Source organism: Bradyrhizobium sp. (assembly GCF_035273305.1).
Taxonomy (GTDB): domain Bacteria; phylum Pseudomonadota; class Alphaproteobacteria; order Rhizobiales; family Xanthobacteraceae; genus Bradyrhizobium.
In genome coordinates, this window is sequence record NZ_DATEPI010000013.1 from 1 (window position 1) to 15339 (window position 15339).

Here is a 15339-nt window from a genome sequence, read left to right on the forward strand (position 1 = left end):
CGCAGCAGCAATCGGGCAAACGGTCGCGTCCACATTCTCGACCAGACGATGATAGGGAAATCAGCCGCTGAGGGCCCCGGTGTGCTGGACTTCCACGGTGACATGGGACAAGTCCGCGAAACCAGCCAGTCTCCGGCGGTAATGCGCGGCCTCGCGCTGACCGGTGGTTGCCACCGAGACGATCGCACCAAGGTGCCCGGGTCCGAGCCGCCACAGATGCAGATCGGTAACCTGATCTCCTTCGGCTTCGATTGTGTTACGGACTTGCTCCGCCATCTGCGCATCCGGCGTGCGATCGAGCAGGACGCCACCCGTATCGCGCAGCAACCGTGCCGACCAGTTGGCGATGACCAGCGCGCCGATGAAACCGGCGAGCGGATCCATCCAGAGCCAACCGAAACTACGTGCCAGCACCAGTCCGACAATCACCAGAACGGACACCGCCGCATCGCCCAGAACGTGAACGATTGCGGCCCGCATATTGTTGTCTCGGTGGTGCGCGGCATTTCCATGTACGTGCTCGTGCGTATGTGCGTGATCATGATCATCATCATGATCATGTCCATGATGATACCCACCTGACAATAGCCAGGCGCTCGCGACGTTAACCGCCAGCCCCAGCGCAGCGATCGGAATAGCCTCGCTGAAGCTGATCGGCACCGGGTGCAGCAGCCGCGATACGGCTTCATAGGCGATTAGAAGTGCGATCATCGCCAGAACGATCGCACTCGAATATCCCGCCAGATCACCGAACTTGCCGGTGCCGAAACTGAACCGGCGATCGTTCGCATATTTGCGCGCATAGGTGTAGGCCAACGCGGCCAATAACAGCGCGCCCGCATGCGTGGACATGTGCAGTCCATCGGCAATCAGGGCCAATGATCCGAACATTGCGCCGCCAATGATCTCGGCGAGCATCATGATGCTGCAAAGAACGATGACGGCCCAGGTCCGGCGCTCCGCCGCGAGGTGACCCCTGCCAAGAAACAGGTGATCGTGCTGAGAGAGCGATTCTGGATCGGGCATAATGGGCCTCACTTCAGATAGGTGTGGACCACCTCAATGAGCTGATCCGCTGCGTCGGCATTGAGCGCGCTACGGTCGGGGCCAACAAGATGCGTGCGGATATGATCCTCGACCACCTCGGCCATCAGCCCTGCGACCCCGCCGCGAATGCCGGCGATCATGTGCATGACGCGCTCGCAGTCCGCTTCTTCGCTCAGCGCCCGCTCGATCGCTTCGATCTGGCCCCGAATCCGGCCAACACGGGCAAGCAGCTTCTTCTTTTCTCGGATCGTGTGCGTCATGACCTCTACTAGATAGGGTACCCCCCTATCCCAAGTCAACGACCTCGATACTCAATCTCGATGCTCAAATAAGGGCAAATCGGGAGGCCGCGATTTCAAGTTTTGGGGACCGCCGAAAGCGATTGCAGATCGAATTTATCGATATCCGCCAGCAGCTCGCAGAACGCGCGGGCGCCATGATCGAGCAGAAGCTCACCTTTTTCGGCGGAGGCCTTTCGTGCGTCGCCGACCGCACCGGCCGGGTGAAGATCCTGGGTTTGCCATGCAAACGGCGCCGGACGATGCGCCGAGAGCCAGTGGTAATCCTGCTCCATGGCAATGCTGGCCGGACGAAATTCGGCAATCGCATCGCTGCGCACATGCTGCTTGTATCGCGCGAGCATGATCGAGGTCTCCACCGCACCTCCATGTACGCCGTGGCGTAATTCGTCCTCTGAGAACAATCCGTCCGGCGCACCGAACCGCGACCAGGCGGTCGTAACGGCGAGCAGCCCGTGGCGCGCGCGCAACTCCTGCGCCATAAGGCTCATCGCGTGGCTATTGCCGCCATGGCTGCTGACCATCACGAGTTTCTTGAGGCCCGCGCGCGCGACGCTCTCGCCAAGCGCCGTCCACGCTTTCAACGCCGTCTCTGCCGGCAAGCTCAACGTGCCCGGATAAGCGAGATGCTCGGTGGAAACACCGACCGGCTGTAGCGGAAGAAAAGTCACGGGAATTTCGTTCGGCAAAAGTTCACGAACGCGCGCCAGGTAAGCGTTCGCGATCATCACGTCGGTGCCGAGTGGCAAATGCGGGCCGTGCTGTTCGGTGGCCGCGAGCGGCAAGACCGCTATCCAGCGCGCCGGCCCGGCCCCGGCCATATCGGGCCAGTAGATATCGTTCCAGTCGCGGGGAGGCATTGCAGAAGTCATCGAATGAACTTTTTCTTTAGGCGGATTTGCAAGGTGGTTGTATCCCTTACGAGGCGCGATCAGCGTCTAGTGCGCTGAACCGGCTTCAGAATCGGGGCACTGCGGCCTCCCTATCATGGGCCAGAATGATCGACGGAGTCCAATCATGAACCCGGTTCTTTTGCCGCGAGCGTTAACCGCCGGCTTCCTGGCCTTTGTAATTGCGATGCTGCCCGCAAGCGCTAATGCCCAGACCGTGCTGGATAAGGTCTCATTCGGAACCAACTGGGTGCCCGAAGGCGAGCATGGGGGGTTTTTTCAGGCGCTTGCCGACGGCACCTACAAGAAATACGGGCTCGACGTCACCATTGTGCCGGGCGGCCCCAACGACAACAACCGCATGCTGCTGATTGCCGGCAAGCTCGATTTCTTCATGGCCGCGAATACGCTGATGTCGTTCGACGCCGTCGCCAACCACGTGCCGGTCGTCACCGTCGCGGCCATCTTCCAGAAGGATCCGCAGGTCTTCGTGACGCATCCGGAGGCCAACATCACCCGACTAGAACAGCTCAAGCCGCTGACGCTGTTCGTGTCGAAGGAAGGGATTTCCAGTTATTTCCAGTGGTTGAAGACCGAGTACGGATTCAATGAGGCCAACGTGAAGCCCTACACGTTCAATTCGCAGCCGTTTATCGCCAACTCGCAAAGCGCAATGCAGGGCTATGTGACCTCGGAGCCGTTCGCGATCGAGAAGGCTGCGCATTTCAAGCCGGGTGTGATCCTGCTGGCGGACTACGGCTTTAACAGTTACTCGACCCTGATCGAAACGCGCCGCGATTTGATCGGCAAGAAACCTGACCTGGTACAGCGCTTCGTCGACGCCTCCATCATCGGCTGGTACAATTATCTTTACGGCGACAACTCGCCAGGCAACGCGCTGATCAGAAAACTCAATCCGGAAATGACGGATGAATTGCTTGCTTACTCGGTTCGCAAGATGAAGGAGCATGGCATTGTCGACTCCGGAGACACGCTGCGCAATGGCATCGGCGCGATGAGCGACGAACGCGTCGCAAGCTTCTACGAGAAGATGGTCCGGGCTGGCGTGGTCCGCCCCGACATCGACTTTCGCAACGCGTACACGCTTCGCTTCGTCAACAAAGGTGTCGGCCTCGACCTGCGGCCAAAGAACTAGGACGCGGGCGATGGCCGGCCCCGCAGCATTGTCAGAGAAAGGCTCGTCCGCGCCGGCGCGCGTTGCGGTGAGCCTGCGAGGCGTTACCAAGGTGTATGATAGCGGCGTGGCAGCACTGGGGCCGCTGGACCTTGAGGTGCGCAACGGTGAATTCGTGTCGCTGCTCGGGCCTTCAGGTTGCGGAAAATCCACAGCATTGCGGCTGATTGCAGGACTGAGCGCGCCGACTTCGGGGACGGTCGAGATTTCCTGCCGCACCGGTCAGGTGCGCCCCGGGCATTCGATGGGCTTTGTGTTTCAGGAGCCGACCCTGATGCCGTGGACCAGCGTGCGCGAAAATGTTCGGCTGCCACTGAAGCTCGCAAAGATGCCGGCCACGGAATCGGAGGCGCGCGTTCACCAGGCGCTGACGCATGTCGGTCTTTCCGAATTTGCCGACGCTTACCCGCGTGAACTGTCCGGCGGCATGAAGATGCGGGTGTCGCTGGCGCGCGCACTGGTCACTGATCCGGACATCCTTCTGATGGACGAGCCGTTTGCCGCGCTAGATGAAATCACGCGGTTTCGCTTGAATAACGATCTACTGTCGCTGTGGGGCAATCTGCACAAGACCATCATCTTCGTGACTCATTCGGTATTCGAGTCGGTGTACCTGTCAGAGCGGATCATCGTGATGACATCGCGTCCGGGCCGGCTGAGTGCCGAAATCCGCATCGATGCGCCGAAAGCGCGCGGTGAGGATTTCCGCACCTCCGCCGCCTACGCGGAGTACTGCCGAAAGGTCTCGAACGCGCTGGCGCCCTCATATACCGGGCAGCCCGGTTCATGAGTTCGTTGCAGACCCCGCCGCTTTCGACGGACGCGACAAGGACCGAGACGCGGGGCTTGCGCCTGGTCCGGATTCTGCTCCCGATCATGGTGCTTGCGGTCGGCATCATGCTCTGGGAGTTGGTGGTGCGGCTGAATGACATTCCCCCCTATGTCCTGCCTGGACCTGGCGCCGTGTTCACGACTCTAATCCAGGACTGGCCGGAATTGTCGCGGTCGCTTATGACGACGCTCTTGACCACCATCGAAGGATTTGCTGCTGCTTCGATCGGGGGTGTCGCGCTCGCATTGCTATTCAATCAATCGAAATGGCTGGAATATTCGCTGTTCCCATATGCGGTCATCCTGCAGGTCACGCCGGTGATCGCGATCGCGCCGCTGCTGCTGATCTACCTGCCGCAGCAAACTGCCGTGATCGTCTGCGCCTGGATCGTCGGATTTTTTCCTGTGTTGTCCAACACCACGCTGGGGCTGAATTCGGTCGACCGCAATCTCAACGGCCTGTTTCAGCTTTACGGCGCGTCGCGAATGCAGGTGCTCAGATATCTAAAATTGCCTTCCGCTTTGCCGTTCATTCTCGGCGGCTTGCGCATTGCCGGCGGGCTGTCGCTGATCGGCGCCGTGGTCGCGGAAATCGCTGCCGGCTCCGCTGGCGCGGGTTCCGGTCTGGCCTATCGGATCGCGGAATCAGGCTATCGCCTAAACATTCCCCGAATGTTCGCGGCGTTGCTGTTGCTCTCGGTCGCGGGAATTGTCATCTATGGCCTGCTCGCGCTGGCTTCACATCTCATCTTGCGGCGCTGGCATGAGAGTGCGCTTGGAAAGGAAATCTGATGGTTGGCAGTAGTGGTTCTTCGGACAAGATCGATTTGCTGATCTATGGACCGAGCAGGCCAATCCTCGAAAATGGATTTCCCGAAGAAAAATTCGCACTGCATGCCGCTGAAACGAGGCACGACCTGGAGCGATTGACGCCAGCGACCTTGCAGAAAATGCGCGGTGTCGCCGTGACCTATCACACCGTCCATGCCGATAAAACCGCGCTGGCAATGTTTCCCAAGCTCGAAATCATAGCCAGCTTCGGTGTCGGTTACGATCACGTGGATTCGCGTTACGCCCGCGAGCATAACATCGTGGTCACCAATACGCCGGACGTGCTGACCGAAGAGGTCGCTGACGTTGCGATCGGACTTTTGATCGCGACGCTGCGCGAGTTCGTCAAGGCCGACCGCTATTTGCGCTCGGGCCAGTGGTCCACGCAGAACTATCCGCTTAGTGCTGGATCGTTGCGCGACCGCACGGTCGGTATCGTCGGAATGGGACGAATTGGCCAGGCGATCGCGCGAAGACTCGAGGCTTGCCGCGTTCCCCTGGTCTATCACTCGCGCAAACCGGCGCAGGGTGTCTCGCACAAGCATTATCCAGACCTGATCGAAATGGCCAAAGCGGTGGACACGCTTGTCGTCATCGTTCCCGGCGGCGCGGGAACCGCAAAAATGATCAATGCCGACGTCATGAAGGCGCTCGGCCCGCGCGGCGTGATCATCAATGTCGCACGTGGTTCGGTGATCGACGAGCCGGCGCTGGTCGCCGCTTTGAAGTCGGGCACCATTCTGGCCGCAGGCCTGGACGTTTTCGAAAACGAGCCGAACGTGCCGGATGAATTGCGCGCCATGCAGAACGTGGTGCTGCTGCCACATATTGGCTCGGCTTCGGTGGTAACGCGCAATGCCATGGACCAGTTGGTGGTCGATAATCTGAAAGCCTGGTTCGCGGGCAAACCGCCGTTGACGCCAGTGGTGGAAACTCCGGTGAAGGGGCGTTGATGCGAGGTCGACTCGGCGCCGCGCTTGTCGCGCTTTCGGCACTGCTCGCCTGTGCATCTCAGGCGTGTGCGCAGGATGCCGCCACCCTGAAGAAAGACATGATCGGGCAGTGGGAGCTCTCGACCACCGAACGCAGCAAAACCTGCGTGGTAACGCTAAAGGGCGATCCAGCCGCGCAGGCTTTGAAGCTCGAGCGTGAACCGGGCTGCGCCGCGGCGCTGCCGTTCACCAGGGACATCACTGCATGGAGCATCAAGGGACTCGATATCGTGAGGCTTCAGGATGCATCGGGCCAGCCGGTGATCGACTTTACTGAAGTCGAGAGCGGCATATTCGAAGGCCTGAGGCAGGGTGAGGGCATTTACATTCTGCAGAATCTCGCGGCGGCGCGCTCGCTGGCTAAATCGATGGATCAGATGATCGGTGACTGGTCGATGGTTCGCGGCAGTGGTCGAGCGGTATGCGGATTGACGTTGACCAACAATGAGGCCACCCAGGACAATTTCCAGGTGTTCCTCAAGCCTAAATGCGATCCGGCGATCTCCTCGTTTGCGCCGACGCAATGGAGGCTGGAGCGGGGCGAGTTGCTGCTGATGTCCGGCAGTGGTGAAGTCTGGCGCTTCGAGGCTGACGACAACGCGCAGTGGCGGTTGGTGCCCGACAGCGCCGATCCCCTCATCATGCTGCGACAATAATTGGCGCGTCAGTTACCTTCAACAAGTCCGACAGCTTTGTTGTCTTTTGCTCGCGCCCCGAAGCCGTAACCATTTGTGCAATTCGGGTAACCCCAAAGCTAAATCAACCGCATCCCCTTCATGCTCGCGTGCCCGTTCTTGCCGACGATGAGATGATCGTGGACGGAGATGCCGAGCGGGCCGGCGATGTCGATGATGGCCTTGGTCATTTGGATGTCGGCCTGCGATGGTGTCGGATCGCCGGATGGATGGTTGTGCACCAGGATGATCGCGGTGGCCGAAACTTCCAGCGCTCGCTTGATCACCTCGCGGGGATACACCGGCGTGTGGTCGACGGTCCCGGTTTGCTGCACCTCATCCGAGATCAACTGGTTGCGCTTATCGAGAAACAAGATCCGAAACTGTTCCTTGTCCGCGAACGCCATGCTGGTGCGGCAATAATCGATCACCTCGCTCCACGACGACAACGCGGTGCGCTGCTCAAGCCGGCCTTTCGCGATCCTGCTTGCCGCGGCGGCGATCAGCTTGAGTTCAGTAACGGTCCGCTCACCAACGCCGTCGACTTCGCGCAATCGCGATTCAGGTGCGTTGATGACCTCCCCGAACGAGCCGAATTTCTTGATCAGAAGTTTGGCCAGCGGCTTCATGTCGCCCCTGGGTTTGGCGGTAAACAGCACCATTTCCAGCAGTTCGTAATCGCTCAAGGCGCCGGGCCCGGCGCTATGAAAACGTTCCCTCAGCCGCATGCGATGGCCGTGGTAGTGCGGCGTTTCCGCGTCAGAATGATCGTGGGTATCGGAAGACATGCGGCGGCCGTACCATTTCAGCAAGGTCGCAACCATGCCCTGTGCCGGTCAGCTTTTGCAACCGGTAAGTGTCAGATCAAACGATCGGATCAGCGGGGATTAGGCCGGCAACGGCGGCTTTTCGCGATGGCGTTGCGACAAGGTGAAGATTTCGACCCCCGCCGCGGTCACGCCCACCGAGTGTTCGAATTGCGCCGAGAGCGAACGATCGCGCGTCACGGCGGTCCAGCCATCGGACAAAATCTTCACATGCGGCTTGCCGAGATTGATCATCGGCTCGATGGTGAAGAACATTCCCGGCTTTAGCACCACGCCTTCTCCCGGTCGACCGATGTGGATGATGTTCGGCTCGTCATGAAACATGCGGCCCAGCCCGTGGCCGCAGAAGTCGCGGACCACGCTCATCCCCTGTGGTTCGACCAGGCTCTGAATGGCATGCCCGATATCACCGGTGGTGGCGCCGGGCTTCACCGCGGCGATCCCGCGCATCATGGCCTCATAGGTCACTTCGACCAGCCTTTCGGCTTTGCGGGCGATCGGGCCGACGGCATACATGCGGCTGGAGTCGCCGTACCAGCCTTCGACAATGAAGGTGACATCGATGTTCACTATGTCGCCTTCCTTCAGCAGCCTCTCGCCGGGCATGCCGTGGCAGACCACGTGGTTAATGGACGTGCAGGTCGAGTAACGATAGCCCCGATACATCAGGGTAGCTGGGTAGGCGCCGTTGCTGAACGCGAACTCTCGCACGAATTCGTCAATTCGTGCAGTCGGGACACCAGGCTTGACGATATCGGTGAGTTCATCGAGGCACTTCGCCACTAGCGCGCCGGCTTTGCGCATGCCGGCGAAACCGTTCGGCCCGTGCAGCTTGATCTGGCCGGTTTTGCGCAGGGAAGTGTCTGTGGCTTCGATGTAGCTCATATCCTCATCATGTTTGGTGGGTAAAGCGGCGAGCCTTTATTTAATGATTGAAGCTGTTTCTAGCAAGCGGACCCTGGATGCGAGGAGTTCCGCTCATCCGGAACCCCCAGTGTGCCAAAAGCGCGAAAGCGCTCCGCCTCAATTCGAAACTTCGACCGTGGTCTCCACCGGCAGCGCTCCGCCCCGAATGCGGATTTCGCGCACGGGGTAGGGCACCCGGATGCCCTCCCGCTTGAATGCGTCCCACAACGACAGCATGACTTCGCTCTTCACGTTATCCATGCCATCGGGATCGGCAATCCAGAATGTGAGTGCGAATTTCATTCCCGCTTCCGCGAACTCGGTGAGGATGCAGTTCGGTGGCTTGCCCTTGATGGCGCGTTTCGCAATGCCCGCGATCTCCATTGCAAGCTGGCAGACCTGCCGCGGATCGGCGTCGTAGTTGGTGGCGAAATTGACTTTCACCAGCGTGTTCTTGTCGGTGTAGGTCCAATTCGTGACCTTCTGTGTCACCAGGTCTTCGTTAGGTATCAGGAATTCGCGGCCGTCGCCGGCAGCCACCGAAATATATCGCGTCTTCATCGCGCTGATGCGCCCGGAACTGTCGCCGATAGTGACGAGATCGCCGGGCTTCACCGACTTGTCCGCCAGAAGAATGATGCCGCTGATGAAATTTGCGACAATTTTTTGCAAGCCGAAGCCGATGCCAACGCCAGCCGCACCGGAAAAGATCGCTAATGCCGAGAGGTTGATGCCCACCGCGCTCATGGCGACCGCGACCGCAAACACCATCAGCGCGAGCCGGATCATCTTGATGAGCAGCACCTGGATCGAGGGCGTTAGATCGGCAGATTGCGTGATCCGGCTCTCGGCAAAGTTTGACGCGATGTTGGTCAGCCACAACGCCACGATCAACAGCACGCCCAGCTTGATCACGAGTAGCGGCGTCAGCCGGAGGCCTCCAAGCACGACCGATACCGAATCCAGCGCGTCGATGGCCGGCTCAAGTTGGCCGAGAATGCTCAAGGCCGCGACCAGCCACGCCGAGACGGACACAAGTCGAACCAGGAAGGTGTTGCGGATGACCGAGGTGACGAGCCGGATGATCAGCCATGCGAACGCAAGGTTGGCGGCGACACTGAGCAGATAGCTGCGGCTGGGCCAGGTCGATGTCACCATCACGACGCGCGCAAGCACGACCAATAGCGCGAACGTTGCGGTAGCCGCGCTGCCGACCAGCACGCGCGCGAACAGCCTCAGCGGTGCCGGCCATCCCATAGCAACCGACGTCATCTCGATCCGCGATCGAACGGCAGCTCCTGTGCCGAACGCGATCCCGGCGCAGGTCAGGATCAATCCCAGCTGCAGATAGAGCCAAGGTGACGTGATCTCCGCGCCGACCGACCGCGCGGCGTTGTGCAGGAAATCGGCGAGATCGTGCAGGTCCATTTTCAAATCCGATCTGAACGTAGCCCATCTAATAGACTCGATTCGAATCCACCGCAGATTTCCATAACGGCGGTTCGGGCGCCATGGCTTCCGACCGAAGCAAAGCAAGAAAGACCTGTAAAACGCGGCACATTCCCGCACTCGCGAGAAAGCGGTTGGCCGCGCGCAGCCGCAACGATAAAGATGCGATTGCAAGTGTTGCATTTTTCTGAAGGCCCATGGCGTCTCTCGATCAGGTCAGCATTGTCATTCTGCTTGGGGCCGCTCTGGTCATGGCAGGCATTCTGTCCAGCCTGCTGGCGTTACGCTTCGGCGCGCCGTTGCTGCTGGTATTTCTTTTGATAGGCATGCTGGCCGGCGATTCCGGGCCGGGCCAGGTCAGGTTCGACGACGTACGCACCACCTATCTGGTGGGTTCGGTGGCGCTTGCGCTCATCCTGTTCGATGGCGGGCTGCGAACCCGATTTCAGAGTATCCGCGCCGTGCTGGCTCCCTCGATGGTGCTTGCCACGATCGGCGTACTGCTTACCGCCCTGATCACCGCGCCGGCGGCGCGATATGTGCTCGACTTGAATTGGACCGAGGCGTTGTTAGCCGGAGCGGTGCTGGCCTCGACCGATGCGGCAGCGGTGTTCCTGCTGGTCCATGCGCAGGGCCTACGGTTGCGCCCGCGCGTCGGTGCGACGCTGGAGGCGGAATCCGGCACCAACGATCCGTTTGCGGTATTTCTTACGTTGATGCTGGTCGAGTTGATTTCGGTCGGCCAAAGCTCAGCCTGGCATGTGGCGCTCGAATTCAGCCGCGAGGCGGTTCTCGGGGCCATCATCGGTTTGATCGGCGGGCGGGCGGTCGTGTTGGCTCTCAACCGTGTCGCGCTGCCGCAAGGACTGCATGCGCCCTTTGTCGCGACCGCGGCACTGGTGATTTTCGGCGCGGCGCAGATCGCTCACGCCTCCGGATTTCTAGCCGTGTATCTCGCCGGCATCATCATCGGCAATCGTCCGACCCGGGCGCACAATTCTGTTGTGACGTTCCTCGATGCCGCAACATGGCTGGCACAAATCGTCATGTTCGTGCTGCTCGGGTTGTTGGTGTCGCCGCAGCGGCTGCTGGCGAGCGTGGTCCCATCCATCATCGTCGCATTGGTGCTGATGCTGCTGGCACGACCGCTCGCGGTGTTTCTTTGCTTGGTGCCATTTCGCTTCAACTGGCGTGAGAAGATATTCATCGCCTGGACTGGTCTGCGCGGCGCGGTCGCGATCTTCCTGGCCTCGATTCCGATGCTGGTCGGCTTGTCAAAGGCGTATTTGTATTTCGACGTCGCGTTTGTGGTGGTTATCATCTCGCTGCTGCTGCAGGGCTGGACGTTGGCAGCGGCGGCACGACGGCTGCACGTGGCGTTGCCGCGCGCGGATCGCGGCCCACGGCGCGTCGAGCTCGACCTCCCCGGCCAGCTCGAGCAGCAATTGGTCGGCTATTCGGTCCGCGCAAGAAGCCTGTTCTTCCGTCGTGGCCTCGTTCCTTCCTGGTCCAAGCCGACACTGGTGATCCGCGATCAGCACATTCTCTCGCCGGCGGAAGCCGACCCGATTGCTCCCGGGGATTACATCTACCTGTTGGCGCCTCCGGAGAAAGCCGACGCGCTCGATCGTTTCTTCGTAGATATGCAGCCGAGTTCGGCCCCCGATCCCCATCTCCTCGGAGATTTCGTCGTCTCCGGCGAGCACACGCTCGGAGAGCTTGCCGAGATCTACGGTGTGGTGGTGAGCGAACACCAGGCAAAGCTGACGCTTGCCGATTATTTCGATCTTCATCTTGACCACGCGCCAACTGACGGCGCCGCCGTTGATCTGGACACCATCGTTCTGGTGGCCCGCAGTATCAGTGGGGGCAGGGTCAACGTAGTTGGCCTTCGGCTGCCCGAAGAGAAAGAAGAGTTGGCACCTTCGACGCGCCTCGGCTCGTTGAAGCGAAAGCTGTCCGAACTATGGTCATCCGTGGCCGGGATTTAGCAGGTCCGGAACTCGGCCCTTTTGGCAAACCGCCAGATTTCAGGCTGGCAATGAAGCGCCCGGCAGTACTTCGATGCCGCCGAAGCCAGTCACGCGCCCCCGGTTGAGCATCACGACGCTCGTTGCCAATTGCCGCATTTCATTAGCATCGTGGCTGACATAGACCATCGGTATGTTGGCCTCGTCGCGCAGCCGAACCAGATAAGGCAGGATCTCGACTTTGCGCTCATCATCGAGCGATCCAAGGGGTTCGTCCAGCAGCAGCAATCTCGGTTGCGCCAGTAGTGCGCGGCCGAGCGCGACGCGCTGGCGCTCGCCGCCGGAGAGCTGACCGGGCCGGCGATCCAGCAACCCGCCAACGTCGAGCAGATCGGTCACGCGTGCTCGCTGGGCGGGATCATCGACCACGCGGTTCATGCGTCGGCCGTAGTCGAGATTCTGCCGCACATCCAGATGCGGAAAGAGCCGCGCATCCTGGAATACGTAACCGATACGGCGGCGGTGCGCCGGGACATGCGTATGCGCCGAGGTATCGTCCAGTATCTCGCCATCCACAACGATCATGCCCCGATCGGGCCGCAGCAGGCCCGCGATCATGTTGATCAGCGAAGTCTTGCCGGCGCCGGAGGCGCCGAACAGGCCGGTGACGCGTGCCTCGCCGCCGAAGCTGGCCTTGAGGTGAAAACCGCCGAGCTGTTTTGAAACGTCTACGCGCAGCATGGTCAGTTCCCGTGCAAGCGCTGTACGGCGCGGCGAGCGAACCACTCGGAGATGACCAGTGCGGCGAGCGAGATGATGATGGAGACCGCGACCAGCCGCAGCGCCGCGGTGTCGCCGTCGGGCGTCTGGATCAGGGAATAGATTGCGGTCGAGATGGTCTGGGTCTCGCCGGGAATGTTCGACACGAAAGTGATGGTCGCGCCGAATTCCCCGATCGCCTTGGCGAAGCCGAGCACCATGCCCGCGAGTACGCCCGGCAACGCCAGCGGCAGCGTGATTGTCGAGAACACGCGCCACGGCGCTGCTCCGAGCGTACCGGCCGCCTGCTCCAGCCGTCGATCAACCGCCTCGATCGACAAGCGCATCGGACGAACCAGCAGCGGGAAAGCCATGATGCCGCACGCCAGCGCCGCGCCAGTCCAGCGGAACGCGAACACCAAGCCAACATGCTCCGCGAGCCAGGCGCCGATCAAGCCACGCCTCCCGAATGTGAGAAGCAGCAAATAGCCGGTGATGACGGGCGGCAGCACCAATGGCAAATGGATGAGCGCATCGAGCAACGACTTTCCCCAGAAGTCGCGTCGAGCGAGCAGCCACGCGACGGCAATTCCTAGCGGCGTAGCCACCAGCGTCGCGACCGAAGCAACCCGCAGCGAGAGCTCGATCGCGGTCCATTCGGTTGGTGAAATTTCGGACACTAGCGCCCCGTCTCCAGAGTTCGTGATTTAGTCGCCGCGGCGTCCTCCAGCATGGACTGCAGAGAGATTAAGAGCGGCGGCATGCTCAAACAGTTACGGGGTTGGACGCCGGACTGACCAGCGGCATAAGCGCAGCGAAAAGCGCGGCAAGGCGATTCATTGTGGGCGCTCCATGCGTGCTCGCGGCAATACTCCGCGCGCAAAACGGCAGTCGCTGTGTGGGAATGCGAGAGGCGGAAGCGCCGTTCCGTCGATCCGGAGGATTTACGATCCATCCTGATATCGCGATCGTGAGCCTACAGCATAGCCGAGGCGAGGAAAAGGCTCAGGCCAGGCGCACGCATTTGTGGCCCGCACCGGGCCGATGTTCAACTCACGCCTGTTGTTATTGTTTTGCGTCGGGCGCCGCCAGCACCTGTCGGCAGGCGGCCGGCAATTGCGCCAGCGTCATCGGGGGCTTTGGTTTCACCGGACGTTTCGGCGGCTTCGGGTGGAGGACGGAATCCTTGAACCAGTAGGCCAGATCGCGCTTGCTGCAGCCTTCGCCGTCCTTGGGCTCCGGCTGGCTCTCGCAGGCGGTATCGCCGGGCGGGCATTTGATCCGGATGTGGAAATGAAAGTCGTGGCCGTACATCGGACGCACCTTGGACAGCCAGCTGCGATCACCCTTGGCCTCGCGGCACAGCGCCTTCTTGATTGCGGCGTTGACAAAGATTCTCTGCACGATGGGCTCCTGCGCGGCATCACGGATCACCGCGAGATGGCCGGGCGTCCAGACGTGCGGATCGACATCGAGCCGATCAGGACGCACCATCATGACCGCGGACATTTCCTCGCGCTCGTTGCGCGACAATTGATGGTCGGGCATTGGCGTCAGCCAGACATCCGCATCGAGTCCCACCTGGTGACTGGCGTGCCCTGTGAACATCGGTCCGCCGCGCGGCTGCGACATGTCACCGACCAATATGCCCGGCCAGCCCGCGTCTTTATGGGCTTTGGCCGACAACCGCTCTAAGAGCTTGACCATTTCGGGATGGGCCCAATTGCGGTTGCGCGACAGCCGCATGACTTGCCAAGTATCTCCGTTGATCGGCAAAGCTTCCGCACCTGCGATGCACCCCTTTGCATAGAAGCCGATTACACGCGTCGGCATTGCCGCCGGCAGCACCTTGCGGCCGAACAGCTCCTTTGCGCCAACTTTGGCGTCGTTGGGATTGGTGAGCGGCGGCAATGGCTTTGGATCGACGCTGCCCAAATCCTGAGCGACACTGGTGTTGATGATCGCAGCGGAAAACAAAAAAAGAAAAATTGCGCGTAGGTTCATTCGGCTCACTCGGTGAGGGCGAACCTACACGGATTGCGCGGCCATGAACAAGGCGTCCCAATCGCAATCAGTTGATTTCCCCCGGAGAACCTGGCGCCGATGGCGCGGGCCGTTCCGCTGCAAGCAGGCCTGAAGGTAAGTGCCATGTCGCGCCGCCATTCCCACCGGGGATTCCGCAGCTACTTTGTTGAGCTCAGGCGGCGTCGCGAAGGCCCGCGAGGAACTCTTCGACGCTGTCGAACAACGCGGCGGCCTGCTCGCTGAGCTGACCCGACGCCAGCATGACATTATCTGCCAGCGCGCGGGACTGGTCGGCAGCATGGCTTGCGCCGGTGACATTGTGCGAAACTTCGCTGGTGCCGATCGCTGCCTGCTGCACACTCCGTGCGATCTCGCTCGTTGCCGAATGCTGTTCTTCGACCGCCGCCGCGATAGTGGCCGCGGTGGTGCCAAGAATCGCGCAGGCTCCTGCCACGGTCAACGAAATGGCGAGGACCAGGCGGGCTGAAATCGATCGAATATGGAAGCGGGACATCCCGAAACTCCGCGAGAGGAAGATTCGGAATCTTTCATGAAAGTTCTTAACAACGGAGGTAAATGGCCTGGACGTAGTATTACGGGGCCGTCGCGCCAAGGCTTGCCAGTATCGCCTTGCCGACGTCTTC

15 protein-coding genes and 1 pseudogene are annotated in these 15339 nt (G+C 60.7%); 6 read left to right on the forward strand and 10 right to left on the reverse strand.

Annotated elements, in window-relative coordinates:
• Positions 1-60: 60 nt before the first annotated feature.
• The 3 genes from dmeF to VJV58_RS00965 all read right to left on the reverse strand — a co-directional run bounded on the left by dmeF (position 61) and on the right by VJV58_RS00965 (position 2218).
• On the reverse strand, positions 61-1026 hold the full coding sequence (gene dmeF / locus VJV58_RS00955) for a CDF family Co(II)/Ni(II) efflux transporter DmeF (protein WP_324135433.1): 966 nt from the start codon (positions 1024-1026) through the stop codon (positions 61-63).
• A gap of 8 nt (positions 1027-1034) precedes the next feature.
• Positions 1035-1307: a metal/formaldehyde-sensitive transcriptional repressor gene (locus tag VJV58_RS00960; RefSeq protein WP_324135434.1), complete on the reverse strand. Its 273-nt coding sequence runs from the start codon at positions 1305-1307 to the stop codon at positions 1035-1037.
• Positions 1308-1402: 95 nt separating this feature from the next.
• Positions 1403-2218: a creatininase family protein gene (locus tag VJV58_RS00965; RefSeq protein ID WP_324135435.1), complete on the reverse strand. Its 816-nt coding sequence runs from the start codon at positions 2216-2218 to the stop codon at positions 1403-1405.
• 145 nt (positions 2219-2363) lie between these two features.
• Here VJV58_RS00965 and VJV58_RS00970 point away from each other — a divergent pair, with 145 nt between their 5' ends.
• The 5 genes from VJV58_RS00970 to VJV58_RS00990 all read left to right on the forward strand — a co-directional run bounded on the left by VJV58_RS00970 (position 2364) and on the right by VJV58_RS00990 (position 6741).
• Complete coding sequence (locus tag VJV58_RS00970; protein ID WP_324135436.1) at positions 2364-3392, forward strand: ABC transporter substrate-binding protein; 1029 nt, start codon at positions 2364-2366, stop codon at positions 3390-3392.
• 10 nt (positions 3393-3402) lie between these two features.
• Positions 3403-4221, forward strand: coding sequence for an ABC transporter ATP-binding protein (locus VJV58_RS00975; protein ID WP_324135437.1), 819 nt, complete (start codon positions 3403-3405; stop codon positions 4219-4221).
• Positions 4222-4307: 86 nt separating this feature from the next.
• Positions 4308-5054 carry an ABC transporter permease gene (locus VJV58_RS00980; RefSeq protein ID WP_324135446.1) on the forward strand — a complete coding sequence of 249 codons (747 nt, stop codon included), beginning with the start codon at positions 4308-4310 and terminating at the stop codon, positions 5052-5054.
• Positions 5054-6046, forward strand: coding sequence for a 2-hydroxyacid dehydrogenase (locus tag VJV58_RS00985; RefSeq protein ID WP_324135438.1), 993 nt, complete (start codon positions 5054-5056; stop codon positions 6044-6046). Before VJV58_RS00980 ends, VJV58_RS00985 begins: the two co-directional genes overlap by 1 nt.
• On the forward strand, positions 6046-6741 hold the full coding sequence (locus VJV58_RS00990) for an AprI/Inh family metalloprotease inhibitor (RefSeq protein WP_324135439.1): 696 nt from the start codon (positions 6046-6048) through the stop codon (positions 6739-6741). Before VJV58_RS00985 ends, VJV58_RS00990 begins: the two co-directional genes overlap by 1 nt.
• A 98-nt stretch (positions 6742-6839) precedes the next feature.
• On the opposite strand, the gene radC is transcribed toward VJV58_RS00990, so the two are convergent.
• The 3 genes from radC to VJV58_RS01005 form a co-directional block, all read right to left on the reverse strand.
• Positions 6840-7547, reverse strand: coding sequence for a RadC family protein (gene radC / locus VJV58_RS00995; RefSeq protein ID WP_324135447.1), 708 nt, complete (start codon positions 7545-7547; stop codon positions 6840-6842).
• Between the two features lie 99 nt (positions 7548-7646).
• The gene (gene map, locus VJV58_RS01000) at positions 7647-8471 is read right to left on the reverse strand and encodes a type I methionyl aminopeptidase (RefSeq protein ID WP_324135440.1); all 825 of its coding nucleotides are present in this window, start codon (positions 8469-8471) and stop codon (positions 7647-7649) included.
• Positions 8472-8609: 138 nt separating this feature from the next.
• On the reverse strand, positions 8610-9920 hold the full coding sequence (locus VJV58_RS01005) for a mechanosensitive ion channel family protein (RefSeq protein WP_324135441.1): 1311 nt from the start codon (positions 9918-9920) through the stop codon (positions 8610-8612).
• A 218-nt stretch (positions 9921-10138) separates the two neighbouring features.
• Here VJV58_RS01005 and VJV58_RS01010 point away from each other — a divergent pair, with 218 nt between their 5' ends.
• Positions 10139-11932 (forward strand): potassium/proton antiporter, encoded by a 1794-nt coding sequence (locus VJV58_RS01010; RefSeq protein ID WP_324135442.1) that lies wholly within the window; start codon positions 10139-10141, stop codon positions 11930-11932.
• A gap of 39 nt (positions 11933-11971) precedes the next feature.
• Here the strand turns inward: VJV58_RS01010 and modC are convergent, their stop codons facing one another.
• The 4 genes and pseudogenes from modC to VJV58_RS01030 all read right to left on the reverse strand — a co-directional run.
• On the reverse strand, positions 11972-12652 hold the full coding sequence (gene modC / locus VJV58_RS01015; protein WP_324135443.1) for a molybdenum ABC transporter ATP-binding protein: 681 nt from the start codon (positions 12650-12652) through the stop codon (positions 11972-11974).
• Positions 12653-12654: 2 nt separating this feature from the next.
• Positions 12655-13350 carry a molybdate ABC transporter permease subunit gene (gene modB, locus VJV58_RS01020; protein WP_324135444.1) on the reverse strand — a complete coding sequence of 232 codons (696 nt, stop codon included), beginning with the start codon at positions 13348-13350 and terminating at the stop codon, positions 12655-12657.
• A gap of 385 nt (positions 13351-13735) precedes the next feature.
• Positions 13736-14674 (reverse strand): penicillin-insensitive murein endopeptidase, encoded by a 939-nt coding sequence (gene mepA / locus VJV58_RS01025; RefSeq protein WP_324135445.1) that lies wholly within the window; start codon positions 14672-14674, stop codon positions 13736-13738.
• A gap of 193 nt (positions 14675-14867) precedes the next feature.
• Positions 14868-15116: pseudogene (locus VJV58_RS01030) on the reverse strand (methyl-accepting chemotaxis protein); the annotation flags it as partial.
• Positions 15117-15339: the final 223 nt, after the last annotated feature.

What these genes read in the sequence shown, in the direction of transcription:
- dmeF (WP_324135433.1), bottom strand. Translation starts at nt 1,026, where the DNA reads ATGCCCGATCCAGAATCGCTCTCTCAGCACGATCACCTGTTTCTTGGC.
- VJV58_RS00960 (WP_324135434.1), bottom strand. Translation starts at nt 1,307, where the DNA reads ATGACGCACACGATCCGAGAAAAGAAGAAGCTGCTTGCCCGTGTTGGC.
- VJV58_RS00965 (WP_324135435.1), bottom strand. Translation starts at nt 2,218, where the DNA reads ATGACTTCTGCAATGCCTCCCCGCGACTGGAACGATATCTACTGGCCC.
- VJV58_RS00970 (WP_324135436.1), top strand. Translation starts at nt 2,364, where the DNA reads ATGAACCCGGTTCTTTTGCCGCGAGCGTTAACCGCCGGCTTCCTGGCC.
- VJV58_RS00975 (WP_324135437.1), top strand. Translation starts at nt 3,403, where the DNA reads ATGGCCGGCCCCGCAGCATTGTCAGAGAAAGGCTCGTCCGCGCCGGCG.
- VJV58_RS00980 (WP_324135446.1), top strand. Translation starts at nt 4,308, where the DNA reads ATGGTGCTTGCGGTCGGCATCATGCTCTGGGAGTTGGTGGTGCGGCTG.
- VJV58_RS00985 (WP_324135438.1), top strand. Translation starts at nt 5,054, where the DNA reads ATGGTTGGCAGTAGTGGTTCTTCGGACAAGATCGATTTGCTGATCTAT.
- VJV58_RS00990 (WP_324135439.1), top strand. Translation starts at nt 6,046, where the DNA reads ATGCGAGGTCGACTCGGCGCCGCGCTTGTCGCGCTTTCGGCACTGCTC.
- radC (WP_324135447.1), bottom strand. Translation starts at nt 7,547, where the DNA reads ATGTCTTCCGATACCCACGATCATTCTGACGCGGAAACGCCGCACTAC.
- map (WP_324135440.1), bottom strand. Translation starts at nt 8,471, where the DNA reads ATGAGCTACATCGAAGCCACAGACACTTCCCTGCGCAAAACCGGCCAG.
- VJV58_RS01005 (WP_324135441.1), bottom strand. Translation starts at nt 9,920, where the DNA reads ATGGACCTGCACGATCTCGCCGATTTCCTGCACAACGCCGCGCGGTCG.
- VJV58_RS01010 (WP_324135442.1), top strand. Translation starts at nt 10,139, where the DNA reads ATGGCGTCTCTCGATCAGGTCAGCATTGTCATTCTGCTTGGGGCCGCT.
- modC (WP_324135443.1), bottom strand. Translation starts at nt 12,652, where the DNA reads ATGCTGCGCGTAGACGTTTCAAAACAGCTCGGCGGTTTTCACCTCAAG.
- mepA (WP_324135445.1), bottom strand. Translation starts at nt 14,674, where the DNA reads ATGAACCTACGCGCAATTTTTCTTTTTTTGTTTTCCGCTGCGATCATC.